The 25863-nt window shown below is 34.6% G+C and carries 26 protein-coding genes; 21 read left to right on the top strand and 5 right to left on the bottom strand.

Annotation, left to right across the window (positions count from 1 at the left end; all coding sequences use genetic code 11):
• Positions 1–320 (top strand): nucleotidyltransferase domain-containing protein (locus RMR19_RS15390; RefSeq protein WP_310604383.1); only part of this gene is annotated, 320 nt, incomplete at its 5' end.
• A gap of 164 nt (positions 321–484) precedes the next feature.
• Here the strand turns inward: RMR19_RS15390 and RMR19_RS15385 are convergent.
• Positions 485–1282: a zinc dependent phospholipase C family protein gene (locus RMR19_RS15385; RefSeq protein WP_310604382.1), complete on the bottom strand. Its 798-nt coding sequence runs from the start codon at positions 1280–1282 to the stop codon at positions 485–487.
• A gap of 340 nt (positions 1283–1622) precedes the next feature.
• Between RMR19_RS15385 and RMR19_RS15380 the strand changes: the two genes are divergently transcribed.
• The 11 genes from RMR19_RS15380 (at position 1623) to RMR19_RS15330 (ending at position 10567) form a co-directional block, all read left to right on the top strand.
• Positions 1623–2129, top strand: a complete 507-nt coding sequence (locus RMR19_RS15380; RefSeq protein WP_310604381.1) for a hypothetical protein — start codon at positions 1623–1625, stop codon at positions 2127–2129.
• A gap of 24 nt (positions 2130–2153) precedes the next feature.
• Positions 2154–2483 carry a hypothetical protein gene (locus RMR19_RS15375; RefSeq protein WP_310604380.1) on the top strand — a complete coding sequence of 110 codons (330 nt, stop codon included), beginning with the start codon at positions 2154–2156 and terminating at the stop codon, positions 2481–2483.
• Between the two features lie 302 nt (positions 2484–2785).
• A complete protein-coding gene (locus RMR19_RS15370; RefSeq protein WP_310604379.1) occupies positions 2786–3592 on the top strand; it encodes a pseudouridine synthase in 807 nt (268 codons plus the stop codon).
• 101 nt (positions 3593–3693) lie between these two features.
• Positions 3694–5061 (top strand): ABC transporter substrate-binding protein, encoded by a 1368-nt coding sequence (locus RMR19_RS15365; RefSeq protein ID WP_310604378.1) that lies wholly within the window; start codon positions 3694–3696, stop codon positions 5059–5061.
• 78 nt (positions 5062–5139) lie between these two features.
• A complete protein-coding gene (locus tag RMR19_RS15360) occupies positions 5140–6015 on the top strand; it encodes a carbohydrate ABC transporter permease (RefSeq protein WP_310604377.1) in 876 nt (291 codons plus the stop codon).
• A 20-nt stretch (positions 6016–6035) separates the two neighbouring features.
• Positions 6036–6881 carry a carbohydrate ABC transporter permease gene (locus RMR19_RS15355; protein ID WP_310604384.1) on the top strand — a complete coding sequence of 282 codons (846 nt, stop codon included), beginning with the start codon at positions 6036–6038 and terminating at the stop codon, positions 6879–6881.
• A gap of 46 nt (positions 6882–6927) precedes the next feature.
• Complete coding sequence (locus tag RMR19_RS15350) at positions 6928–8262, top strand: sensor histidine kinase (protein ID WP_310604376.1); 1335 nt, start codon at positions 6928–6930, stop codon at positions 8260–8262.
• Between the two features lie 93 nt (positions 8263–8355).
• Positions 8356–8745, top strand: a complete 390-nt coding sequence (locus tag RMR19_RS15345; RefSeq protein ID WP_310604375.1) for a sensor histidine kinase — start codon at positions 8356–8358, stop codon at positions 8743–8745.
• On the top strand, positions 8746–9486 hold the full coding sequence (locus tag RMR19_RS15340; RefSeq protein ID WP_310604374.1) for a response regulator transcription factor: 741 nt from the start codon (positions 8746–8748) through the stop codon (positions 9484–9486).
• Between the two features lie 180 nt (positions 9487–9666).
• Complete coding sequence (locus RMR19_RS15335) at positions 9667–9912, top strand: RDAC family protein (RefSeq protein ID WP_310604373.1); 246 nt, start codon at positions 9667–9669, stop codon at positions 9910–9912.
• Between the two features lie 106 nt (positions 9913–10018).
• Positions 10019–10567 carry a Uma2 family endonuclease gene (locus RMR19_RS15330; RefSeq protein WP_310604372.1) on the top strand — a complete coding sequence of 183 codons (549 nt, stop codon included), beginning with the start codon at positions 10019–10021 and terminating at the stop codon, positions 10565–10567.
• Positions 10568–10794: 227 nt separating this feature from the next.
• Here RMR19_RS15330 and RMR19_RS15325 read toward each other — a convergent pair whose 3' ends face one another.
• On the bottom strand, positions 10795–12039 hold the full coding sequence (locus tag RMR19_RS15325; RefSeq protein ID WP_310604371.1) for an Ig-like domain-containing protein: 1245 nt from the start codon (positions 12037–12039) through the stop codon (positions 10795–10797).
• A gap of 434 nt (positions 12040–12473) precedes the next feature.
• Here RMR19_RS15325 and RMR19_RS15320 point away from each other — a divergent pair, with 434 nt between their 5' ends.
• Both RMR19_RS15320 and RMR19_RS15315 read left to right on the top strand, forming a co-directional pair.
• Entirely contained in the window at positions 12474–14291 is a 1818-nt protein-coding gene (locus tag RMR19_RS15320; RefSeq protein WP_310604370.1) for an ABC transporter ATP-binding protein, read from the top strand.
• Entirely contained in the window at positions 14291–16045 is a 1755-nt protein-coding gene (locus RMR19_RS15315; protein WP_310604369.1) for an ABC transporter ATP-binding protein, read from the top strand. The genes RMR19_RS15320 and RMR19_RS15315 overlap by 1 nt, the downstream gene beginning before the upstream one ends.
• A gap of 140 nt (positions 16046–16185) precedes the next feature.
• Here the strand turns inward: RMR19_RS15315 and RMR19_RS15310 are convergent, their stop codons facing one another.
• Together RMR19_RS15310 and dpsA are read right to left on the bottom strand one after the other, a co-directional pair.
• Entirely contained in the window at positions 16186–16773 is a 588-nt protein-coding gene (locus RMR19_RS15310) for a dipicolinate synthase subunit B (RefSeq protein WP_310604368.1), read from the bottom strand.
• A gap of 93 nt (positions 16774–16866) precedes the next feature.
• Positions 16867–17730, bottom strand: a complete 864-nt coding sequence (gene dpsA, locus RMR19_RS15305) for a dipicolinate synthase subunit DpsA (protein WP_310604367.1) — start codon at positions 17728–17730, stop codon at positions 16867–16869.
• 577 nt (positions 17731–18307) lie between these two features.
• On the opposite strand from dpsA, the gene RMR19_RS15300 reads away from it, so the two are divergent.
• The 5 genes from RMR19_RS15300 to RMR19_RS15280 all read left to right on the top strand — a co-directional run bounded on the left by RMR19_RS15300 (position 18308) and on the right by RMR19_RS15280 (position 21265).
• Positions 18308–18475: a hypothetical protein gene (locus tag RMR19_RS15300; RefSeq protein WP_310604366.1), complete on the top strand. Its 168-nt coding sequence runs from the start codon at positions 18308–18310 to the stop codon at positions 18473–18475.
• Positions 18414–19277, top strand: coding sequence for an EamA family transporter (locus RMR19_RS15295; protein ID WP_310604365.1), 864 nt, complete (start codon positions 18414–18416; stop codon positions 19275–19277). Before RMR19_RS15300 ends, RMR19_RS15295 begins: the two co-directional genes overlap by 62 nt.
• 173 nt (positions 19278–19450) lie before the next feature.
• The gene (locus RMR19_RS15290) at positions 19451–20563 is read left to right on the top strand and encodes a hypothetical protein (RefSeq protein WP_310604364.1); all 1113 of its coding nucleotides are present in this window, start codon (positions 19451–19453) and stop codon (positions 20561–20563) included.
• A 130-nt stretch (positions 20564–20693) separates the two neighbouring features.
• On the top strand, positions 20694–20999 hold the full coding sequence (locus RMR19_RS15285; protein ID WP_310604363.1) for a type II toxin-antitoxin system RelB/DinJ family antitoxin: 306 nt from the start codon (positions 20694–20696) through the stop codon (positions 20997–20999).
• Positions 20996–21265, top strand: coding sequence for a type II toxin-antitoxin system RelE/ParE family toxin (locus RMR19_RS15280; RefSeq protein WP_310604362.1), 270 nt, complete (start codon positions 20996–20998; stop codon positions 21263–21265). Before RMR19_RS15285 ends, RMR19_RS15280 begins: the two co-directional genes overlap by 4 nt.
• A gap of 12 nt (positions 21266–21277) precedes the next feature.
• On the opposite strand, the gene RMR19_RS15275 is transcribed toward RMR19_RS15280, so the two are convergent.
• A complete protein-coding gene (locus RMR19_RS15275) occupies positions 21278–24121 on the bottom strand; it encodes a glycoside hydrolase family 3 C-terminal domain-containing protein (protein ID WP_310604361.1) in 2844 nt (947 codons plus the stop codon).
• 193 nt (positions 24122–24314) lie between these two features.
• Here RMR19_RS15275 and RMR19_RS15270 point away from each other — a divergent pair, with 193 nt between their 5' ends.
• Complete coding sequence (locus tag RMR19_RS15270) at positions 24315–24455, top strand: hypothetical protein (protein WP_310604360.1); 141 nt, start codon at positions 24315–24317, stop codon at positions 24453–24455.
• A gap of 401 nt (positions 24456–24856) precedes the next feature.
• Positions 24857–25863: ribosome small subunit-dependent GTPase A (gene rsgA, locus RMR19_RS15265; RefSeq protein WP_310604359.1), on the top strand; the 1007-nt coding region annotated here is incomplete at its 3' end.

The following is a 25863-nucleotide window of genomic DNA, read 5'->3' as shown; positions in this document are numbered from 1 at the left end:
TAATTTCAATAATGAATAATTTGGTAAATGATTCGGAATTTCAGAATATACAATTTGGACTATTTGGTTCTTATGCAAGAAATCAACAATCTAGCTTGTCGGATATTGATATTGTACTTAAAGGAGCAGAAACGTTACTTTTAGTTTATGACGGAATTGAAGAAAAAATCAAAGCGTATATTAGAGAAACCCTTAATCTGAATTGTGATGTTTTAGATTATGCGGATTTAGAAGCTGATTATGAAGAAGCCAAAGAACTTGGAATTGAGGAATTTACTCTAAAGTTGGAAGTGGATAAAGAGGTAATTTGGATTGGCTGAGAAATTAACAAAATAAAGAAAGAATAAAATATTGTGCATCTATCGCAAAGAATGCGTAGAGATTGTTGATAGGTAAGTAGAATAGGAAGGAACCGTTGTATAAACATTATGTATCACATAGGGTTTATACAACGGTTCCTTTTTGCTTGCATGAAGATAAAGTTCTAAATAGCTCCATATGTATGATCAAACAAACTACTTAATTTTCTACCGTCTTTAAGAAAGGCGTCCATTTCGCCAAATAGATTTGCAGCTTGGATCAGTGCAAAATCGTAGAGGTGGAGTAATTGATTTGTGCTATCAATACATTCACTAGGAGTTTTTTTGGGAAGAAGCATTCCTTTCATATCGTTATAATTTCCAGATAACTTAAATGCAGATAGAGCAGCTCCACGCTTAATTGCATTTGCAGTATAAAGAAAACGGTTATATGATACAAGGGATTGTTGTGCTTTCAAAATCTCTTTTGGTTTTACTGAACTATAAAACTGAGATATTATCTTTGCCGTGTTAATATTAGGATTAATGTAAGAGCAGATATTATGACGAGCAGGTTTGAAAGAATCTTTTTGCATAAGTGCGAAATCAAAGGAACTTTCAATTTGAGTATGGCTAATATCATCATTAACTGACTTTTCTTCAATATATGGATGACACATACTATCTAGGGCAAAATGACAAAGTGAACCATAGAGATAAGCAAGAGCGGGTTCTTTTCGAGGTAAATTATGTATCATCTCAGCAGCTTGCTCAAAAAATACGCGTCCCCTTTTATCATGGATTCCAAAACCAATACGATTTACTGGGTTAGAAAAAAGAGGTCTATAAAAAAATAATAAATCGGGTCCGTGAAGCCCGATATCAAACAAAGAGCGGTATTCAACTATTGTTGCTGTGATATGGTGTGGAGTGTTTTTAATGACATCACAGCCAAAACGATAATGTGCATAGATAGCTGGCATAATAGATGCCTCCTTTATATAATGTTTGTGATGCAAACGTTGATATGTTTTGGGAAGGGAACAACCGTATGAGCTAAAAGCGGGAATCGAGCAATTAGGGGTGCTCAAGGAAAACTCATACGATTGTTACTAACTATATATAAACACAGGAATGTAAAGAGTAATAGGTAGGTAATGTAAAGTTTCTTTTAAACGTATAAATTAATGCGAAAATTGGTATTTTACGAAATTAAATAATACAAAATATAGAATAATATGTATTTACATTTCTTGTATTTTGTTATAATATATATTTATACAATATATATTAATGGTTTTATTTTGAAAGGAGATTGGTTATATGAAGATTTATCGTACTATTGTTTTAATTATGCTACCTATTTTAGTTACTATTCCTACAAGTGTTTCCAATGCAGCAAGTGTATCATATTCAGAAGAAATACAAGTTTCAGAAGATACGGAAACTTTTGACGAATCGAATGGTAACGTTACCGATGATGCTTTTTTAGAACAAACAGTTAAAATTACTGTTTCTAATTCTAAAACATCTTCTTTATATAGTGTGTCGGCAACAAGCATTGTATCAGAAACAAAATATAAGACAGCAGACTTATATAGTAAAGCGACTGGTAAAAAAATAGGAACGGTTACACTAGAATATAAAACACAACAAATTAGTGGACGACCTTGTTTTGTACTAGCAGACTGTTATGCAACAATGCAATTAAGTGGTTCATATCGTGGTAATATTACAATTACACGTTCAACAGTTGACGTTATAGTATTGCAAGTAGACTATAACAATTTATTGGATTCGGGATATACTACAGTGCAATTTATACCTTAAAAAATAAAAAAGGATATTTTAATTATGAAAGAAATAACATGTAAGAAATGTAAGTTTTCAAATGATAAAAATGCAAGCTATTGCCAAAATTGTGGATTGTCATTAAAAAATAAAAGCTTAAAAAAACTTATTAAGAGTTTTAACTTTAATAATGTAGCAGGACTTGGTCAAAAAGGAGTGTCGATCGCACCGTTAGCAGGCATGCAAAAAGTATCTAATCTAAAGGATAATCATATTAAATTAGTTAAAAAAGCTCATTCATTAGAAGATGGTACATGGTATTGTCCATATTGTGGATATAGGAATAAAACAATGACCTATGAATGTAGTAATTGTCTGAAACCAAAACCATAAAGAAATGTAGTTATCGAAAAAGTTCTCTATAAGATTGCTCTATCAGCATATATAAGAGGGAATACATAGTGCAAAAAAATGATGTTATAATGATAATGAACTGAAAAAAAGAGATGCTACATGGATTTGAATGAACTGTTCAAATTCATACGCATCTCTTTTTTGGTGCAAAACAATGCTCTAGCTTTGAAATGTCTAGCAATCATAGTATAATTAGTTGTGACGGAAAGGACATAGTCCTGAACAATTAATTTAATATATAAGCAAACACATTAAAATATAGAAAAAAAGGGGAAAACATCATGCGATTAGACAAATACCTAGCAGAATCTTACGTAGGAACAAGAAAACAAGTAAGAACCTTAATAATAGATGGAAAAGTTACAGTTAATGGAGAAGTAATCATTGACCCAGCAATAGAGATAGAGAATGGAATTGATGAGATTCGATATAAAGATGAGATAATTAAACATCCAGGAAAGCGTTATATTATGTTTCATAAACCAGCAGGTTGCATAACTGCAAAGACAGACGAGAAGCATAAGACAGTTATGGATTATTTCACAGAAGAGGATAGAAAAGGTCTGTTTCCTGTTGGTAGACTAGATAAAGATACAGAAGGATTACTATTACTTACGAATGATGGGGAGTTTGATAATCAGTTGATGCATCCGAATCATCATGTTTCTAAGAAGTATTTCTTTTGGGTACTTGGAATAATTACAGAGGAGAAAAAAGAACTGCTAGAGAATGGAGTTGCAATAGAAGGAGAGGGGAAAACGACTTCTCCAGCAAAACTTGAAATTATACAAAGTGGCAAATATGATGACTTGGAAACACAGATTCCTTCTTATGGATATGATACCTCAAACATAAAGAATGATAAGTATGTACAGATGGTAACGGCAGGCTATATAACAATAACAGAAGGAAAGAAGCATCAAGTAAAGAGAATGTTAAAAGCGGTTGGTTGCTATGTAATATATCTAAAGCGAATGCAAATAGGACAACTTGTTTTAGATGAAAAACTACGTTTAGGAGAGTACCGAGAATTAGCGGAAAGCGAATTCGAAAATATTACACCTTTTTTAAAAATAGATATCTTTTAAACAAGGCAATACAATGTTAAGATTTATACATAACAAATGAGTTTACTTTCCGGAAAGTAAAGAGTTGTTGCAAATATTATAAAATATGGGAGGTATGTTTTATGAAAAAGAAATTTTTATCGTTATTACTTGTGACAGCAATGGTAGCAGTTGGGGTTATGGGCTGTGGCACAAATGGTCATACATCAAACAATACAAAAAAGAATGACACAAAGACAGAAGATACAGTAAAAGATGATTCATCATCAACTGGTGATACAACAGAGACTAAGAAATCGGTAACATTAAAGTTATTCTCGAATTTACCTGATAGAAAAAATGGTCAGGGACTTGTAGAACAAACAATTATTGATGAATATGTAAAAGAAAATCCAAATGTTAAGATTGATGTAGAAGCATTAGACGAAGAAGCATATAAAACAAAATTCAAAGCCTATGCAATGAACGGTATGCCAGACGTAGTAAGTATCTGGGGACAACCTGCATTCTTAGATGAAGTTCTTGATGCAGGCGTATTAGCTGAATTAAATGAAGCTGATTATGCAGACTATGGATTTAGAGTAGAATCACTAGAGGGCTTTAAGAAAGATGGAAAATTATATGGTCTTCCAAGAAATACAGATGTAATGTTATTCTATTACAATCAAAAGATGTTTACAGATAATGGTTGGACAGTACCAGAAACATATGATGATTTATTAGCATTAGCTGATAAAATCAATGGCGCAGGAATCACACCAGTTGCTATGGATGGTGGAGATGGATGGCCAATGGCTATTTACTTAACAGACCTTATGGTAAAGATTAATGGTGATTGTAGACAAATCATATCCAATGCAGTGGCAAGTGGAGATTTCACAGACCCTGCATTTGAAAAAGCAACACAAATACTAGCAGATTCTGCAAAAGCAGGTTTATTCCAAACAGGATATGACTCTCAAGATTATGGAACAGCAATGAACTTATTTACAAATGGTCAAGCTGCCATGTTTTATATGGGAAGCTGGGAATCTTCTATGGCTTTAAATGCAGATATTCCTGAAGAAATCAGAAGTAATATTAGAGCATTCACTATGCCAACAGTAAGTGGCGGAGTTGGAACAAAAACAGATATCGCTGCATGGTATGGTGGTGGATATGGCGTATCAGAAAGCTCTGATAACAAAGATGAAGCAATTAAATTCTTAAATTACATGTACCAACAAGATAAATTGTCAAGATATGGTTGGGAAAATGGTGTTGGTATGTCAGCACAAGATCAATCAGCATTTATGACAGGTAGTGAAACTGAATTACAATTACAAGTATTAGGTTTTGTTAATAATGCAAGCAGTGTTTCTGGTACACCTATCAATGATTGTGGTCCTTCTGCATTCAAAGCGACTATCGAAAGTGAAATACAAAGTGTTTCAAATGGTTCTTTAAGCGTTGGAGAATTCCTTGCACATATAGGTCAGTCATGCAAATAGCATAATAAAAGATATACTTGCATAAATGGCTACCTTTCATACAGAAAGGTAGCTGTTTTAGAAAGGAAAGGATGGCGTATGAAACGATTATATAGCAATAAGCTAGTAATTTTTAGTCTTGTTATTCCAGGACTTCTAGTATTCTTTTTTGCAATACTAGCACCAATAGCATTAAGTGCTTACTATGGATTCACTGATTATTCTGGAATGGGTAAAGCAACATTTGTCGGATTGGATAACTATAAACAACTCATGAAAGATGGAGCATTTTTTCAATCATTAAAGAATTCCTTGTTCCTCGCAATTGGTTTTATTGCAATACAGCATCCTATAGCAATTGTAGTAGCGGCTGTATTAGATAAATTACAAGGAAAAGCAGAAGGAATTTTTAGATGTATCTACTTTATTCCAAACGTTATATCCGTAGCCGTAATCGCATACTTATGGAAATTCATATACAATCCTGATTTTGGTTTACTAAATAATCTTCTTAAATCGTTCGGTTATACAGGTAAAATCAACTGGTTTAGTTCTGATTTGGCGATATGGTCCGTACTTATTGTTTTAATTTGGCATGGATTTGGCTGGGGTATGTTAATCTACTATACAGGAATTAAGAATATCGACCCTGTTTTATATGAGGCAGCTTCTATCGATGGAGCGAATACAACAACTACATTTTTGAGAATCACATTACCTCTTATGAAACCAGTGATTCAAATCAATATTACAATGGCAGTGATATCTGCTTTAAAACAAATGGAAACCGTATATCTATTAACAAACGGTGGACCTGGTAATAGTACACAATTTGCTGCAAACTATTTATACAAACAAGCATTTAAAGCATTCAAATATGGCTATGGTAATGCAATTGGTATCGTATTCATCATTATCTGTTTGGTTGTAACGGTTGGTTTGAACAAAATATTTGCAGAGAAGAAAGCAGCATAGGAGGTGGGGATGTGAGTAAGATGAAGAGTGATAAGAATGAAAAATCAGTAATTGGCAGAGTTGCACTATGGGTTGTATTAATCTTTGTTGCAGTTATTCAAATCTTTCCACTAGTATGGTTAATTGATTTCTCACTTGCAAGTAGTAATGAAATGTTTACGACAGGATTGCTTGTAATTCCTCAGAAGATTCAATGGGGAAACTATGTGAAAGCTTTCGTAGATGGACATTTTCTACACTATTTAAAAAATAGTTTTCTAATTAATGCGTTAGCTGTTTTCCTTGTTATATTTATTTCAATCATGGCAGCATTTGCATGTAAGAGAATGAAATGGCGTCTTAGTGGCTTCGTTATGACATTATTACTTTTAGGAATGATGATTCCAATTCATACAACGTTATTGCCTAATTATAAAATCTATAGTATATTAGGATTAACAGATACAATATGGGCATTGTTAATACCGTATGTTGCATTTTCACTACCACAAGCAATGTTTTTAATGACAGGATTTCTGAATGGAGTACCTGTTGAGTTAGAAGAAGCAGCAGTTATGGACGGCTGTGGTATCTACAGAATCGTTTTCCAAATCGTAACACCATTATTAAAGCCTTCTATTGCAACTGTTTGTATTATGACATTCCTAAATAACTGGAATGAATTTATCATGGCAAGTACATACCTTAGTTCTCCAAAATGGAAGACACTACCTTTCTCCGTGTTAGAGTTTACAGGACAATACTCATCAAACTATGCGGCTCAATTCGCAGTTATGGCATTAACAGCAGCACCAGCAGTTATTGTTTATATCTTATTGAATAAGCATATTACAAAAGGTGTAGCTATGGGAGCTGTAAAGGGCTAAACTAAAAATAGTGCGAACAAGGTGTTTACAGTAAGAGGAATCCAATATGGGGTATATAAAAGCAAGTTTTAGCCGTATGAGTATAAGAAAAAAATTAGTAGTCTATAGCTATATAGTAATCACACCAATACTATTAATTATCAGTGTGATCCTAGTGGTAAAAAATTATGAGAAAACACAGCAAACAAGAAACTTGGCACAAGAGCAGAACGTGCAGAGTTTAGAGGATAGTATAGATGTTATTAAACATGATATGCAGAATATCTGTACATATCTATGTGTGAATGAAGAGATAAGTAAGATACTAAAAAGTTCGGATATAGAAAACTTGAATCAGAACTTTCGATTATGGTTAGATGATGCTCCAATGAACATGGTTTTAGATATGATTGCGCTAAAGGGATATATAAAGACGATTGCAATATATCCTGAGAATGGAGTGAAATCATATGTAAGATGTTTAGATTCCTCTTCTTATGTAAGTAAAATAGATAGTATTCGCAGTACAGAGATGTATGAGCGGGCAGTAGACGCAAAAGGAGCTATGTTGTGGACTTTTGCAAGGAAAGATATGAGAGAATTTTATCAAGCAAGTCGTTCGGATAAGGTTGTTCTGTATCGAGAAATATTTGATTTAAGTAAGAAGAAGAAACTGGGGTTTTTAGCGATTGGAGCATCATCGGATGCCTTTTTGGATCTATGTAAGAACGCAGTATTAGCACAAGAAGAAGGAGTAATTATCTTAAATCCTAACGGAGAAGAATTTTTAAGATATGGAAATTGTGATCTGGATGTTACGACCTTCTTAACAGAGGATATGACTTGGAAAACAGAAGGTATAACTGGAACAAAAAAATGTTCTAATTATACCGTTTTCTGGTCTCAAAGTGAAAAGGATGGTTTTATTGTTTGTAAAATAGTACCAAGATTTGTAGCGAGTGATTTATTAAAACAATCCGTGGGAACACCGTTAATACTACTTGCTGTTTTATTAATTGGTTTGTGTCCGATTCTTTTGTTTATATCAAATATTATTACAAAACCATTGCATCGATTATCCATTGCAATGAAGAAGTTCAGAAAGGGTGATTTTACACAGAAGATACCTGTGACTTCCCAAGATGAACTAGGAGCAGTAGCAGAGTGCTTTAATAAAATGGTAGAAGATATTAAGAAATTGATTGATACCAATTATGTTATGGCATTACATGAAAAAGAAAGTGAGTTAACGGCACTACAAGCGCAGATTAATCCACATTTTCTATATAATACATTAGATGCGCTATACTGGCGAGCTATTGATTGTGACAATGAGGAAATAGGAGAAGATATCTTAGCGTTATCGAATCTATTTCGCCTTGTACTAGGACAAGGAAAATGAATTATAACGGTTAAAGAAGAAACAAATTTAATAGAGACATATCTACATATTCAGAAAATGCGATTTTCAAAGAAGCTAAATTATGAGATAGATATGGATACAAGAATTGAAAATGCATTACTTCCTAAGCTGATTCTACAACCATTTATAGAGAATGCAATTGTACATGGTTTTGAAAATAGTGGAAACCAATGTATGATAACAGTGGAAGGTAAGTTATTAGAGATAGAAAAAACATATATTGAGTTCAAGATATGTGATACAGGCAAAGGAATGACAGAGGAACAGCTTGAAGAAATCTGGAAAGTAGAAGATGTAAGGAGATATGCAAGCCAAAGAATCGGTCATTATGCTATTAAAAATGTGAAGGAACGTTTGGAGATAAAGTATCATGGCGACTTTATTCTTAAAATTCAAAGTGAAGTGGGAATTGGAACGACAGTCACAATTAGAATACCATACGAATGTAGAGAGGTTGACTAGATGGATATAAAATTGTTAGTTGCAGATGATGAAGATGTAATTAGAAATGGAATCAGTAAATATGTCAAACTACATACGGATCGTTTTGATAAGATTTTACTAGCTGAGAATGGACAGGAAGCCATCGAACAGATATTAAAATATCAACCAGATATTATACTGTTAGATGTTCAGATGCCATTAAAGACAGGACTTGATGTCATGAAAGAGATAAAATTAGCTGGGTTATCTCCAATCATAATTATATTAAGTGGATACGATGAGTTCAAATATGCACAACAGGCATTACGTTTAGGAGCACGTGACTATCTTCTAAAACCTGTACGTTCTTCGGATATATTAAATATGCTTGTAGAATTTGCAGATGAATTAGAAGGTCCAATGGATAGTAAAGAAAACAATAAAGAGACAGGAGTTAATCCTATCGTAGGTCAAGCAAAAGTATATATAGAAGAGAACTACTATCTGAATTTGACACTTCAACAAGTTGCAGATAAGGTATCAATATCTGCAGGATACCTATCAACGTTGTTTAACCAAGAGTTAGGTTGCGGGTTTGTAGATTATCTAAATGAAGTTAGAGTGAATCATGCTTGCACATATTTAAAGCAAAACTATTTTAAAACATATGAGATTGCTTATAAGATAGGGTTTAATGATGAGAAATATTTCTCAAAGGTATTCAAAAAAGTAAAAGGAATGTCTCCATCTGAATATAAGAAAGGGCTGTATACCGATTAGGGATACAGCTTTTTTCTGTTTGAAAATGGTTTGCAAAATGTAAAAAGGAGATTATAATATAAGATATATAAATTTTGGAAAAGACATTTTAATGAAAAGTGTGTGTAAATTAAGAATGTTATATGCGAATTGGTGTCTGTAACTTGAAAAATGCAGGCTATAGGAAAGGAAGGTTTTTACATGAAAATAATATCATTTAATGAAATCATTGATTTGAACCATAAACTAGAAGAGAAGGAATTACATTTTAAGATTCATCTTCGTGATGCTTGTGGAAGACAATCTATGTGGATTGAACCATTAGGAAACTGTGCTTGCGAAGGGAAATATGAAGATTTGTATAGGGAACTGGATTCTTACTTTAAAGAGAATGGATTTGTAATTGAATATAGTGAGGATAGGTTGAATATTTGGATTGTTGGGTAGATATAATAGATGAAAAATTTGACATAACAAGTATAAACCTTTACACTATTAGTAGAAAGAGCAATTGTATTATTTTCTACTTCTGGAGAAAGAAAGGAAGTGTATCATGCCATTATCACAAGAACGAATATATACCATTGATGACATTAACAATCTGCCAGAGGGACAACTTGCAGAGCTAATTGACGGTAAACTCTATATGCAGGCATCGCCTAGTAAAACACATCAAACGATATCGAAAGAATTGCTTGTACTTATTGATAGATATATAAAGTCTAAAAAAGGTAAATGTGAGGTGTATTCTGCTCCATTTGACGTATTCCTCAATGGAGATGAATCAGAGTGTTTCATACCAGATTTAAGTGTTATCTGTAAGCCTGACATCATCAAAGAACGAGGTTGCTATGGAGCTCCTGACTGGATTATTGAAATAACCTCTCCTAGTACAGTGCGTAATGATTACTTACTAAAATCAGTCAAGTATCAGGAAAATGGAGTAAAAGAATACTGGATAATAAATCCATCTAAACAAAGCATTACTGTCTATGACTTTCGTGAAGATGAATTTTCTCCAATTACCTATACCTTTCGTGATAAAATTAAAGTAGGCATCTATGATGATTTTGAGATTGATTTTGGACAGATTAACTTTTAGCCAGTCTTTTTATTGCTTTGATATTGGCTTAGATTAAAGTGACTGGTGTTGAAATTCTTGACTTTCTCGACCGAGATAGGAATAACAAGAGAAAAAAATAATGCCTCCCCTGTCTGACAACAGGAGAGGCGCTTCTCATAGAGAGGTAAGCTGAATTTTTCGGTAGGCATATCCACGTTGGAGTGGTCTATGAATTTGAATCATTTCTACAACAGAAGGTTTGAGACCTACTCAGCCTGTGCCTTAATTGCATCAATGTTATTATTATGAATAGTCTCTGCATTACCTAGTTCATCATAATAGAGAGTAGTGAAAGTTCTCTTCAAAGTCTCTAGTGTCTCTATATCTGTTTTAGCACTCCACCGCTCTTCTAAATCATCAAGTTTGTTTTCGGCTGTTGCAAGACTGGCCCTTGTTTGTCTAAGCCTTTTCTGATTTTCTAAAGAAGTATCCCCTGACAGGGCATTTAGTGTCTTTTCAAGATTTGTAATCTCTTTTACTAGGGCATTTAATTCTTGTATATATTCATCATAAGAACCATAATACACTGTCCTGTTATATTTTATTGTCCATATTTTCGTATCTAAATTACTTAGCGACGTTTTATAATCTCTTTCAATTTCTGCAACTTCCTCCCGATACCTTTTATCCTCATTGGCTAAAAGTTGTTCTTTGGAATCCAAGACAGATACTGTTACGATCTTTTCTATGTCCTTAAATGAAACTGTAATCAGTGCAGTTCCTGCTGAAATGGGTTTTACTATACCATCATTAGTAACCTGTGCGACATTATTATTGCTTGATGTATAGTTTGGTGTAAATTGCTCTGTTGTATTAGACGGAGTACAAATAGGTTTTAGTTCCGCAGTTTTGCCTACACGAATTTGAATAGTATCCGTTATGGTAAAATCTTCAATAAGAATTATCTCTTTTTCCTGGACTGTTAATAAACAATTATATTCTTTACTGCCAACTTTTGCCGTTATGATAGCTTCCCCAAAATGTAAGGCAACAACATTTCCTTTATCTACAGTAGCAATTGATTTATCACTGCTACTCCATGTTATTTTTTGGCTTGTTCCGCTAACTTTTAATGTACTCTTTTCTCCTTCAATAAGTTGTAACTCGTTCTTACTAATTTTTGGGGTTTCAACTGTAATTACACACACATAATCCCTATTATTATACGTTGCAGTAATATAGGCAACACCCTTCGCTTTGGCAATTACTTTCCCTGATTTGTTAACCGTTGCAACAGATTTTTTGCTACTTTTCCAAATAACGCCCTTTGAATTTGGTAATTTCAATTGTAAAGATTGACCTTTTATCAAGACAGCATTCGTTTTATTCAGCGCGACCTTCTTTGCCGCTTCCACGGTAATTGAATTAATTGGCATCATAATTGTGCTACTTCCTAATAAAATAAATACCAATAATACCAAACCTATCACTCTTTTTTTTGTTTTTTTCATTTCAAACCTTCTCCCTTCCTATCATTTGCATTAGTTCATAATCCATTATATAACAGTATCTACAAAAGAGCAATTGTAAGACTAAGGAATTAGATTTTTATTGACTTCATTGTTAATAGTAGTAGTTTATGAGTTATTGAAATAAATGTTTTTCATATACTTTCTTCTGTGATATGATAGTAAGTGGGTGATTTTTCAGAAGAAAATAATAGGGAACATTTTCTTTGAGGAAAAGTTAAAAAAGCAGGGAATACAGCATTAAATCAAAGGATTTATGTGTATAATAGTAACTTGAAGGCAGTAGTCTGGGAAGTTATATATATTAGGGAAAATAGTACATAAGAAGAGCGAGTGTGAAAAATTCTGATTTTTCATACGCAAATTTGCGCCTGCGTCCAAAGTTTGCAGGTTATAAGAAAGGTATGGTTATTAAAATGAAAAAATTAACACGCTATTTAAAGAGTTTTAAGAAGCAAGTCATAATAGGGCCATTCTTTAAGTTGCTAGAAGCCATCTTCGAATTGATTGTTCCGCTTGTTATGGCAAGTATTATTGATAAAGGGATAGCAAATGGAGATAAGGCGTATGTGCTTAAAATGGGTGGAGTCATGATTTTGCTTGGAGTTTTAGGTTTGATCTTTGCACTGATATGCCAGTATAGTGCAGCACTTGCATCACAAGGTGTAGGAACAAAATTGAGGAATGATTTGTTTCGCCATATAAATCATCTATCTTATAAAGAGATTGATACAATAGGAACAAATTCATTGATTACAAGAATTACGAATGACGTGAATCAAATCCAGTTAGTAGTAGCGATGCTGATTCGTCTTGTGATACGAGCACCATTTTTGGTTATTGGTGCAACGGTTATGGCATTGATGATTGATTTGAAATTAGGATTAATCTTTCTTGTTGTTGCACCACTTGTATCGATAGTTCTTTATATTGTTATGAGCCGTTCTGTTCCATTCTATAAGGTACGTCAATCAAAACTTGATAAGGTATCTTTGATAACAAGAGAGAATCTAGCAGGAGCTAGAGTAATTCGTGCGTTTTCAAAACAAGAGCATGAGAAAGAACGGTTTCATGAATCCAGTGACGAGGTTGCAGACATTGCAATTCAAGTTGGTAAGTTATCAGCAATTCTCAATCCGGCAACCTTTACTATATTAAATGTTGCAATTATAGCGATTATCTGGTTTGGCGGTTTCCGTGTTGATAATGGAAGTTTGACACAAGGACAGATTATTGCATTTGTTAACTATATGACACAGATTTCATTGGCGTTAGTAGTAGTAGCGAATTTAGTTGTTATCTTCACAAAGGGAAGTGCAAGTGCTGCAAGAATTAATGAGATATTCGAGACAGAGCCTTCGATTGTAGAAGGGGATTATACTGGAAACGATAAAACAAATATTGAAAATAACAAAAACAATGAAAACAAAACAGAGAATCAAAAATTAAGTGAAAAACAAGAAAAATCAAATATATTCACAAACATAATACCTAAAATTCAATTCAACGACGTATCCTTTTCCTATCTAGGCAACGAAGAATATTCCCTAGAACACTTAACAGTAGACATTCAAAAAGGAGAAACAATAGGTATTATCGGTGGTACAGGCTCAGGTAAATCAACACTTGTGAACCTATTACCACGATTTTATGATGTAACAAAAGGCTCCATTTTACTAGATGGAATTGATATAAAACAGTATGATTTTAACACACTTCGCAAGCAGTTTGGCATTGTACCACAAAGAGCAGCACTATTTAGTGGAACGATTCTTGAAAATATGAGATTTGCAAAAGAAGATGCCTCTATGGAGGAAATTCAAAAAGCAGCAAGAATTGCTCAAGCAGAAGAGTTCATTGAAAGTAAACCAGAAGGGTATCAAACAATGATATCTCAAGGAGGTAAGAACTTATCAGGTGGACAGAAACAACGTTTAACAATTGCAAGAGCGTTGGTTGGAAATCCAGAAATCTTGATTTTAGATGATAGTGCAAGCGCACTAGACTTTGCAACTGATGCGAAACTTCGTACATCAATTCAAGAAGAGTGCGAAGAAATGACAGTATTCATTGTATCGCAAAGAGCAAACTCAATTAAATATGCAGATAAAATCATTGTATTAGACGATGGTCTTGTGAAAGGAATTGGCACACATGAGGAATTGTTTAATAGCTGTGAAGTATATCGTGAGATTTGTTTATCACAGTTAAGCGAAGAGGAGGTACGCAGATAATGGAGAAGAAGGAAAGTCAATTTGCTGTTTTAAGACGTATCTTACAATATGCAAAACCATATCGAATGTATCTGGTGTTTGCGTTTATTAGTGCATTTATTAGTGTCGTAGTAAGTTTATTAGTTCCTGTATTAATAGGACGTGCAGTAGATGTAATTATAGGCAAAGGAAATGTAGACTTTGACAAGATGGCAACGATTTTGATTGCCATGGGAGTGGCAATTGCGGTAAGTGCAGTATTTCAATGGGTTATGACATACTGTACAAATAAGATTACCTTTCTTTCTGTACGAGATTTGCGTATGGCAACCTTTGATAAATTAATTCAAGTCCCACTTCGCTATATTGATGGAACGTCGCATGGTAATATTATGAATACGATGATTAATGATATTGACCAGATTTCAGATGGTTTACTGCAAGGGTTTGCACAGTTATTTACAGGTGTAATAACGATACTTGGAACACTTGTTATCATGCTTGTTGTTAATTATAAGATTGCTCTAATTGTAATCTTTATGACACCGCTGTCGATGTTAGTTGCCTCATTTATATCAAAGCATGTATATAGTAAATTCAAAGAGCAATCTTCCATACGTGGTGAAATCGGAGGATATATTGAAGAGGTAATTGGAAATCAGAAAGTCGTTTCGGCATTTCACTATGAGGATAGGGCACAGGAACAATTCGAAGAAATTAATCAAAGATTATACGATTGTGGAGTTATGGCTCAGTTTTATTCCTCACTTACCAATCCTAGTACTCGTTTTGTAAATGGGCTTGTTTATGCCGTTGTAGCGATTGTTGGTTCAGTATCTGTAATTGGCGGTGCATTTTCAGTTGGACAGTTAACTTGTTTCCTATCGTATGCAAATCAATATACGAAGCCATTTAATGAAATCTCAGGTGTAATTGCAGAATTACAATCAGCATTTGCATCTGCTCGAAGAGTGTTTACATTACTAGACCAAGAGATTGAAGTCGATTCGATTGAAGCAGTCAATAGTACGAAGAAAGCAGTGACTGGTAAGATAGATCTTGAAAATGTATCATTCAGTTACAATAAAGAGGTATCTTTAATCAAAGACTGGAGTTTAGCAGTCAGACCAGGGCAGAGAATTGCAATTGTTGGGCCGACAGGCTGTGGAAAAACGACAATTATCAATCTGCTTATGCGTTTCTATGATGTAGATAGCGGAAGTATTCAAGTAGATGATTGCGATATCAAGAAGATGCGTAGAGAAGAGCTTCGACGCAACTATGGTATGGTATTACAAGAGACTTGGTTATTTCATGGGACAGTTCGTGAAAACATTGCTTATGGTAAAGAAAATGCTACGATGGAAGAGATTATTGAAGCAGCAAAGGGTGCACATGCACATGGTTTTATTAAACGTTTACCGAATGGATATGATACGATTATTTCAGAAGAAGGAGATAACATCTCGCAAGGACAGAAGCAGTTGTTATGTATTGCTCGAATTATGTTAACGAAACCGCCGATGTTAATTCTTGATGAAGCAACAAGTAATATTGATACACGTACAGAGATTCGTATACAGAAAGCATTTAAGAAGTTGATGGAAGGTAGAACAAGTTTTATTATTGCACATAGACTATCAACAATTAAGGATGCAGACAGAATTCTTGTGATGGATAAAGGACGTATCCTAGAGCAAGGAAATCATGAAGAACTCCTTGAAAAAGACGGATTCTATGCGAAGTTATATAATAGCCAGTTTAAACAAGCATAGAATTGGATTATAGAAATATGTATGCCGAGATTATAATGTGATTGATAGCAATCCGTATAATCGCGGCTTTTTTAATTCATATAATTGACGGTATTCGTATTTTTTATGAATTAATAAAACGCTCTGTTTTGAATAAATATTTAAAATGGGGAAGAAATAACAGGCTGAATTTGTTTACCCTCCAGTGCTAGTTCGAGTGTTGGTACAATAAGATTTGTATGAGCAATCATAGAGTTTGGCTTTTTAGCCCAATCATCTTGCCCAAATGGAACAAAGTATACATTTTTGGAATTTAGTAAGCTACCAATATTCTTGAAATTCATTCCAAGGGCATCATTCGTGGACAAGGATATTACTAAAGGTTTTCCGTTACGGATATGTCCCTTAGCTGCCATCAAAACAGGAGTATCGGTAATTCCGTTGCAGAATTTTGCTAATGTATTTCCTGTACATGGGGCAATAATAAGAATATCAACTAAGTTCTTAGGGCCAAGAGGTTCTGCCGCCTCAATCGTAAGAATTGGTTCATTTCCTGTAATCTCTGTTATTTCTTTCATATAATCAGCCGCTTTACCAAATCGGCAGTCAATGGTCTGGGCGTTATAAGAGAAGATTGGTTTGACATTAGCGCCAGCGGCAACAATCTCTTTTACCGCCTCCAGAACTCTTGCATTTGTACAGAACGAACCTGTAAATGCAACTCCAATATTATGGCCAGATAGAGTCATAAAATCACTTCTTTCTTTATTAAATTAAAGGTTAAATAAAGTACTACAACAAAGTACTTAAACAAAATGCAAAAACAAAACACAAAAATAATCTCAATCCGTTACAGATAAAATTACATTGTTTAATATATCAGCCGAAGTTTCAGGAGCGTATTTACCAGGTAATCCAAGACATAGGGAGGCACGGATACCATATTCTTTGCAAGCTTCAAAATCAGTTCCACCAGGTTTTGAAGCGATATCTATAATAATTACCTCCTTGTTAAGCTGTTTAATAAGTGGTTCATCAAGAACCATATAAGGTATTGTATTGAATAGGAATGAGTATTTTGTAATGGATTGTGATAGTTCTTTAAGTGGTAATGTCTGAAATCCAAGTGCATCTGCATAGGCAAGAGCTTCTTCGCTTCGAGCACAGATGGTTACATTTGCTTGAAGCCCTTTTAATTTATCTGCTAATACTTTGGCACATCGACCATATCCTAGAATAAGACAGGAGCTACCATGAAGATTAATTTTACTTTGGCGAATTGCTTCTACAATTGTTCCTTCTGCCGTTGCAATTGCATTCTTGATACTAACGGATTCCATCTGCATAAAATCATGCCAAGGAACTTGCTTGCTATTACATGCTTCTTGAATTGCAGAATAGACAACACCACCAAAGAGTATATGATTTTCATTTAGATTGTTAAGTAAATTCTCAACAGTTAAATCTTCTAGCTTTTGTTCGCATGTAATCATTACCTTATCATGGGAGATTGGTACAGGACATACAATGATATTTCCAAAGTTTAATGCAGATTTTAGCGAGGAAGCGCGGTATATTAAGTCGTACTGACCTTCTATTTCAAGTCCGTATGTTGCTACTAGATAACCTTGTGCAACAAGTTTACGAACCATATAGCATTGACGTAAATCACCACCAAGGAAAACAATACGGTTATTTTCTTTCATGCGTAACCTCCATTTCATAGAATCCTTCTCTATGTATTAATATATGAATTGGGGGGTAAAAGGTTCATTGGGGTGTGTAGTAGAATGTTTATGAGCAAAACTTGTGACGTTTTCAAAGCGGATTCACTGGTGGTTTCTAATACAAAACACGCTACACTCCTAAGAACTTCTAAGTGTGTACGAGGAGGTGTTGAAAGTTTACGGAAACGCCTTCGATTCGGCATCCTGCCTCAGCTCAGGCTAGCTCGGCGTCCATGCCTCGCCTTCCTAGGTTACTAATGTACACACTAAGAAGTTCTATAGGAGTTTCGCTATTATTTTTTAATTAGAAACCACCAGCGAATCCGCAGGGATAGGTAACGAAGTTTTGCAGATATACTTTGTTGGTACACAAGTACAAATAAAGTGATGAATAAATATTACCGAGTATTCAGTGTTAAGGGTATTCTGAACCTTTTCATACACAACTTATATATAGAGAAAGGAAGGAATGTTGTGAATTTTGCTTTATAGGGATTGCCGAAATATAGGATTGAGGATAATATGTAATTATGAATTTTAGAAAGGGGAGAACTATATGGCAGTAACTATACCAAGTCCCAATTTTCATGATTTAAAAGCAGGGAGTTTATATATGCCAGATGATGCATTATATGAAATATATGGAGAGGAGCGTGATAGACTTGTGGATTATATTTGCATTTGCATCAGCGTTGTTCGCTGGATTGACCTCTATTTTAGCTAAATGTGGTATAAAAAATACAGATTCTAATGTAGCGACAGCGATTCGTACTATTGTTGTACTTATTTTTTCTTGGATTATGGTGTTCATTGTGGGAGCGCAGAGTGCTATTACGGAAGTAGAATTCAAGACATGGGTTTTTCTGATTTTATCAGGATTAGCAACAGGCGCATCGTGGCTTTGTTATTTTAAGGCATTGCAATTAGGAGATATCAATAAAGTTGTACCGATTGATAAATCAAGTACAGTGTTAACGATTGTGCTAGCGTTTCTTTTTCTTCATGAAGAAATGAATGTGCTAAAGATTGTATCTGTGATTTTAATAGGTATTGGAACTTATTTGATGATACAGAAGAAAGAAACGAAGGAACAGCAAGGTGTACAGAATAAATCATGGTTTTGGTATGCCTGCCTTTCGGCGGTATTTGCCAGTTTGACGTCAATTCTTGGCAAAATAGGTATTGCAGGTTTAAATTCTAATCTAGGAACAGCAATTCGTACAGGTGTTGTTTTGATTATGGCTTGGGTTGTTGTTTTTGTAACAGGGAAGCAGCATGAGATTCGTAAAATTGCACGAAAAGAAATGGTACTTATCTGTTTGTCTGGTCTTGCAACAGGGGCATCTTGGCTTTGTTATTATAGGGCATTGCAAGATGGGCTTGCGAGTGTAGTTGTTCCAATTGATAAGTTGAGTATTTTGGTGACAATAGTGTTTTCTTATCTTGTATTTCATGAGAAATTGTCTAGGAAAGCGTTGATTGGGTTGTTGTTAATTTTGGTGGGGACATTGTGTATGATATTATAGAAGCAGTATGACAGAAAAAAGAGTTTTACCCTGTAACATAATATACAAGTTGATTTCATACACGAAATATCACAAGGGAGTTGGAATTTGTAAACCATTGATTTCGATAAATATGACGTATGTTGTCATATTAGGTACAGTATAATAATAAAAAACGGAAGGAAGTGAAAAACATGAGTACAGACCATGGTGAGATATTAATGCAAAAACCAATCAGTGAATACGCTGTATATATGAGAAATTTGATACCAGTGAATATTCCTGAGACTTATGCATTAAAACCTATGTTTGAAAATGTTGCAAGGGAAGAGAAGATACGAGACGGCGTTATTGCCTTTAGAGATTTTTTGTATCTATTTTGTGACTGTTTAGTATCAGATGGGGATTTATATGCCAAGCCTAAAAAAACGAAGAATCCAACAGACTATACGTTTTTACATAATATGAATCAACTATTAATTGAGATTGGTTATTATGGAAAACTAGATGAAAGTGGCAATTCCTTATTGATAACTGATATGCCTTTATTTACCGACCAAAAGCCTAAAATATCTGCTATTAAACAAATCGAATGTTTGCGGTTTTTGACTCTTTGTGGTTTTGCTTTTTCTGGTATTGATTTAGAAGAAAAAAAGCCTAAAATCTCAGAAGGACAAGTATTAGAAGTATTGTATCCGAATAATCCAATCTTGCTGATTGGGTTAAAAGCGTTGTCGATTGCTGCCATAGAACTGCGAGTGAGATTTTATAATAATGCTGAGCACATTTTTCGGTGCGATTACACGGTATTGAAAGCGGAAGATACAGATGTACTTGATGTTTTGAAAGATATCTTACATCCGTTGCCTGAGAAATTTCAAAAGTTCGCATTAGAATTACATAAGCGTTATATAGATATGGGAATGACTTGTGTAATAATCAATGATAGTGCGGTTCATTTTGCTTATGCCTATATAAAGAATAGCAAGAGAGACTTATCCATACGAGACATTTATCAGTTAAGAATATGGGAGCTTGCATTATCTGTGGAACATGGTTATTGCTTACTTGTAAGATCAAAAAAAACAGATAAGTATGCGGAGGTTATTGCAAAGTTCCCTTTGTATTTACAAGAAAAGATTGCACAGGGATATGGCTGCGACAGGAAGTTGCGTAATGAACCATGTCAGGGTGGTTGTCAAGGGATTCGTATTCCATTAAATGACTCCATACTTGAAATGAAACAGGATATTGAAATATGGCTTGATAATGAGATGCCGTCTTCAGTAAGAAACTTTTTTGAATAAGACAGAAGCCGAGGAGCAATCCTCGGCTTTTTGTGGGAGAATGGTATTTTAAATATTAAATTCGGGAAAACAATGTATTGCTATTGTGCGTACAATGATTTATACTGAAGATAAGAAGGAGGCGATATGCATGACAAAAACAACAAATCTTTATGTACGTATAGAACCAGAGTTAAAAGAGCAGGCGGAGGCTATATTAGAGCAACTGGGAATGCCAGTTTCTAGTGCAGTTAATATATTTTTGAAACAGGTAGTTATGCAGAGAGGGATTCCCTTCGATGTGAAACTTCCAGCAGGAAAGCCAGTAGAAATAGCGGCATTATCTGAAGCCGAGATAAATCAGGAGTTGGAGAAGGGATATTCGGATTTTATTCAGGGAAAAACAAAACCAGCTACTCAGGTTTTTTCAGATATCCGTAAGGATTATGGTCTATGAGCTATAGTATTGTACTAACAGAACAAGCAGATTCTGATTTAAGAGGAATTTACGAATATATAGCATTCAGTTTACTTGAACCAGAATACGCCACAGCACAGTTAGGTCGCTTGGAAAATAATATTTTAAGTCTGGCTGAAATGCCACAGAGATTCAAACTTTATGAGAAAGAACCTTGGTATAGCAGAGGGCTTAGACAAATGCTTGTAGTCAGTTCAAAAAAATATCCCGCCATATCTGCTACAATGCTAAAGTATCAGATATGACGGGTAAATTTTTTATACTTCTTTTTTATTTATGAAACGATAGTAACTTAATTTGCAAGTTCCCTCAATTTTAAATATTAAAGAATCAACCATATTCAGTGAAGGAAGTGATTCCTCAAATGTAAATGAAGTATCGATAAATCCATCATTTGAACATAAATTTTCCTCAAGTAACAATTGTGTTCCAAAGAAGATTTGAAGCTTCGTATCTGTTAAAGCATGGTAGTTAATAGCGATAGCATTCTTAGATGTAGCAAAACATACATCGTTATATGTAAGCAACATAGCTTTCGTAGCATCCTTTGGAAGTGCACAAGTGTAACCAAGCGCTCCCTTATGAAGATAAGCATTATCATAAGCATCATAACGGTCAAAGGCAATTGTCTTGTCCATATTACGAGTACCGATTGGTTGGCTGTTAATATAAAGAGTATCTTGTAAACGGATATCTTCACTAGATGAACCAAGTAAGAATTTATATGTGCCACTTTCGAGTAACATTGTATTATTTACTACATCGAAGTACTGTAACTCATTTGTTGAAACTGTGAAATGAATTTGTTTACTTTCGTTAGGTTGTAAGAAGATTCGTTCAAATCCTTTCAACATTTTCTGCGGACGAACGGCTCTGGAACCTTCTTGGTGGACATATAGTTGAACAACTTCATCGGAAGCAACATTTCCTGTGTTTGTAATAGTAGCACTTACTGTAATTGTTGTGAAATCTTCTTGCGTAACAAGTAAGTCGCGATAGGCAAAAGTAGTGTAAGATAATCCAAAGCCAAAAGGATAGAGTACTTTTCCATCAAAATATTGATAAGTACGTTTTCCTTGGATAATATCATAATCGTTTATATCTGGTAAGCAAGATACATCTGTGTACCATGTCATATTTAAACGAGCAGCAGGAGAAGTTTCTCCAAAAAGAACACTAGCAATACCATGACCAAGTTCCTGACTACCAGAAGAACTGTACACAATAGCTGGAATATTTTCCTGTGCCCAATTAATAGCATAAGGGTAGTTAGTAACCAAGACCAAAATGGTATTTGGATTTGCATCATAAACTGCTTTGATTAATTCTTCTTGATATGGAGGAAGAATGATATCAGTACGGTCAATTTCCTCTTTACTGTTAATCATCGGATTGCTACCAAGGAAGACAATTGCTTTATCCGATTTCTTAGCCACTTCAACAGCCGCTAAAATGCCATCTTCTACAATATCAAGAGTAAATGTACTATAATCAGCATCTTCTTTTGCCGTAAATGCTTGATTATTATCTATATATACATGTTTGTCATTCCAAGTATCAATATAATAACTGCCATCCTCTTGCTTCTTAAAATCGAAAGCTTCTTTGATAAACCAGCCAAAAGCTTCTTTTTTCGTTGCACTTATTTGATTCGTGTCATCATCAATATTTACATATAGATTGGTAGAGAGTTCGAGTAAAGTAGTAGAACCAAAGCCCCAATCTGTATGAAGAAATGTACTAGCATGTTCTTTATCAGTTAGAATAAGTCCATTTTTCTTGTCTAATCCAATATAGGAATCTTTGTATTGTAATCTAACCTTGTTACCACCATTTGCAGTAAGAAGAGTAGCATTTGTAGCAGTGTCTTTGATACCAGCAAGTGGAGTAATCGCATAAGGTGGTTGTCCACAGTACCAATCCTTATACCAAACATCAGAAAGTGGCCCAATAACAGCAATATTTTCGCTTGTATCTTTAGCAAGAGGCAATAGTGAGTTTTCATTTTTTAGTAAAACAATAGATTTCTTAGCAGCTTCAAGAGTTAAAGCGGCATGGTCATCACAACATAGAAATGTTTCTGGAACATTTGCATATGGATTCTTTGGAAATGCATCATAGATTCCAAAGCGAATTCGTGAGCCAAAGGAATGGCGAATTGCTCGGTTGATATCCTCAATTGTGATAAGACCACGTTCTAATGCTTCTTTTGCACCAGTTACGACAGCCTCCTCTTCATCTGTAAAACAATCAATACCAGCCTTTAATCCATAAGCGATTGTTTCGGCATGAGAACTAAAGTATTTGTGGTCATTTACGGTTTGTTGCATATCTGCACCATCGCAAACAACATGACCTTGTAATCCCCATTGGTCTTTTACGATATTTTGCACTTCATCATTTACAATGCAAGGTATGCCGTTAATTTCATTGTAGGCAGTCATCATTGCTTCTGCGCCACCTTCAATTATGGCACGACGGAAAGGTTCAAGATAGTATTCGTGTTTGTTTCGTGGGTCAATGGAAGAGGATATTTTTATTCTATCAGTCTCTACATTGTTTGCGTAGAAATGTTTTAATGAAGCACCACTGCGGATATAGAATGGATCTTTTCCACGCATACCCTGTATATAAGAGCTTGCCATCTTACCTGTTAAATAAGGGTCTTCTCCATATGCTTCTTCTGTACGCCCCCAGCGAGGGTCACGCTCCATATCAATCGTTGGTGCCCAACGGCAGAGTCCGCCATTTTTTTCCCTTTGATAAATTACTCTAGCTTCATTACCAACACTTTCACCAATTCTCTCAAGTAACTCGGTATCCCAAGTTGCACTCATACCAATTGGCTGTGGAAAAGCAGTGGTATAGATACATTCACCTTTACTAAAGGCTTGGTCGTGACGAGCTTCAATTCCATGGGCAGCTTCACCGCCAAGATAGAATGGTGTGATTCCAAGACGTGGTACAGCAGGACAGCCTGTAGTAAGGCAGTGAAATTTCTCTTCCAATGTTAAGTTTTCTACGAGATAGTCAAGACGCTTTTCAAGAGGAAGAGAACTATCCCATAAAGGACTGTCTTTGTAGTTGTTATATTCGTGCATGTAGTAACCCTCCTAATACATTTTATAGGTTTATTATAACGATTAAATGGGGGATTTGATATATTTATATTATGTGTTTATTGGAGGGAATTAGTAGTAAAAATCAGTGGTGGAGGTATAGGTAATTAGTTAAAACGATGGTATAATTAACCCATAGCAAAAGAAAGGTAGTGGTGACATGGTTATAATGAGTATGGAAATATATGAAGGCATGATGCGGCAAATGAATATATATCGAGAACTTGAAGTTTCTGAAAATCAGATTGTTGAAGGAAAGACAAAAGATGCAGAAACTTCATTAGCAGCTATGAAGAATAAACACAATATTCCTTGACAAACCAATAGATTGTGATAAAATGGAAGAGTATTTATGTGAAATAGTATTCTAAGATAACTATTTCATAAACTAATTTTTCGAAATACGAAAGGAGAAATGTAATTATGATGAAAGAGAATAAGATGGTGAACAACAAATAATTGCATATATGCTCGATACGTAAGTATCGAAATAGACCCTTTTCGTGTAAATAGAATGGATTGAGAGACAGTATGATAGAAATCATAGTGTCTTATTAAGATAAAAATTTAGAACACGCTTTAAGGCGTGTTTTTTTTGCGCACTTTTTTATTACGTATTGAGTAAGAAAATCTATGCAGTTAAAGAGAAAGAGATTGTAACAGGTAAATTGAGAAACATTTAAACAGTAAAAACGGCAAGATTGAAAGGAACAAAAAATGAATTTTAAATATGGTTTTACAGAAGCAGATAAAAGAGAAGCAAACAATTATATAACAGAGACGAAAATGCAAGAAGAATTAATTCCGGCGAGAATAACACAAGTACACAGAGAGTATTATCATATCGTTAGTGAGCATGGTGAGAGTGGGGCAAGATTAAAAGGGTCAGCATTCTATAATGGTGAAGAGATAATTTATCCTGCTGTTGGAGACTTTGTGTTAATTCGGTTTAATCAACAGGGGGATTCGGTAATATATACCGTTCTACCGAGAAAATCTTATTTTTCTAGATTAGACCCTGCAACAAGGCAAACAGAACAAATAGTAGCAACTAACTTTGATTATGTATTTATCATGCTGTCTCTCAATCATAACTTTAGCATAGGAAGAATTGAACGATATGTAACAGCAGCTTGGCAAAGTGGTGCAACACCTGTAATTGTACTAACAAAAGCAGATTTAGTAGAAGACGTAGAAGAATATATAAACCAAGCACAGTTGGTTGCTCCCGGAGTAGATGTAGTTGCTATTAGTTCATTAAAAGGAGAAGGACTTGAAGAACTAAGGCGATATGTTAGTGCAGAGAAGACAATCGTGTTCCTTGGTTCATCAGGAATAGGAAAATCTACATTAGTAAATGCGCTTGCAGGGAAAGAGATTATGAATACGAATGGAATTCGTGAGGAGGATAGTAAGGGGTATCATACAACGACGCATAGACAGATGATTGAATTGGAAAATGGAGCATTGATTATTGATACACCGGGAATGCGTGAACTTGGAATGTGGGATGTAGCAGAAGGATTAAAAGAATCATTTGGAGATATAGAAGAGTTAGTGGAGCAATGCAGATTTCATGATTGCAGTCATGGCAATGAACCAGGTTGTGCGATTAGAGAAGCACTTGAGAATGAAACATTGACTGCAAGTAGATATAAAAGTTATGTGAAACTTCAAAGAGAATCAAAGATGCGTGAACAAAAAGATGCACGAAAGCAAGCCAA

The organism is Anaerosporobacter sp., from assembly GCF_031551385.1.
Taxonomy (GTDB): domain Bacteria; phylum Bacillota; class Clostridia; order Lachnospirales; family Lachnospiraceae; genus Anaerosporobacter.
This window is presented reverse-complemented; position numbering and strand designations above follow the sequence as displayed.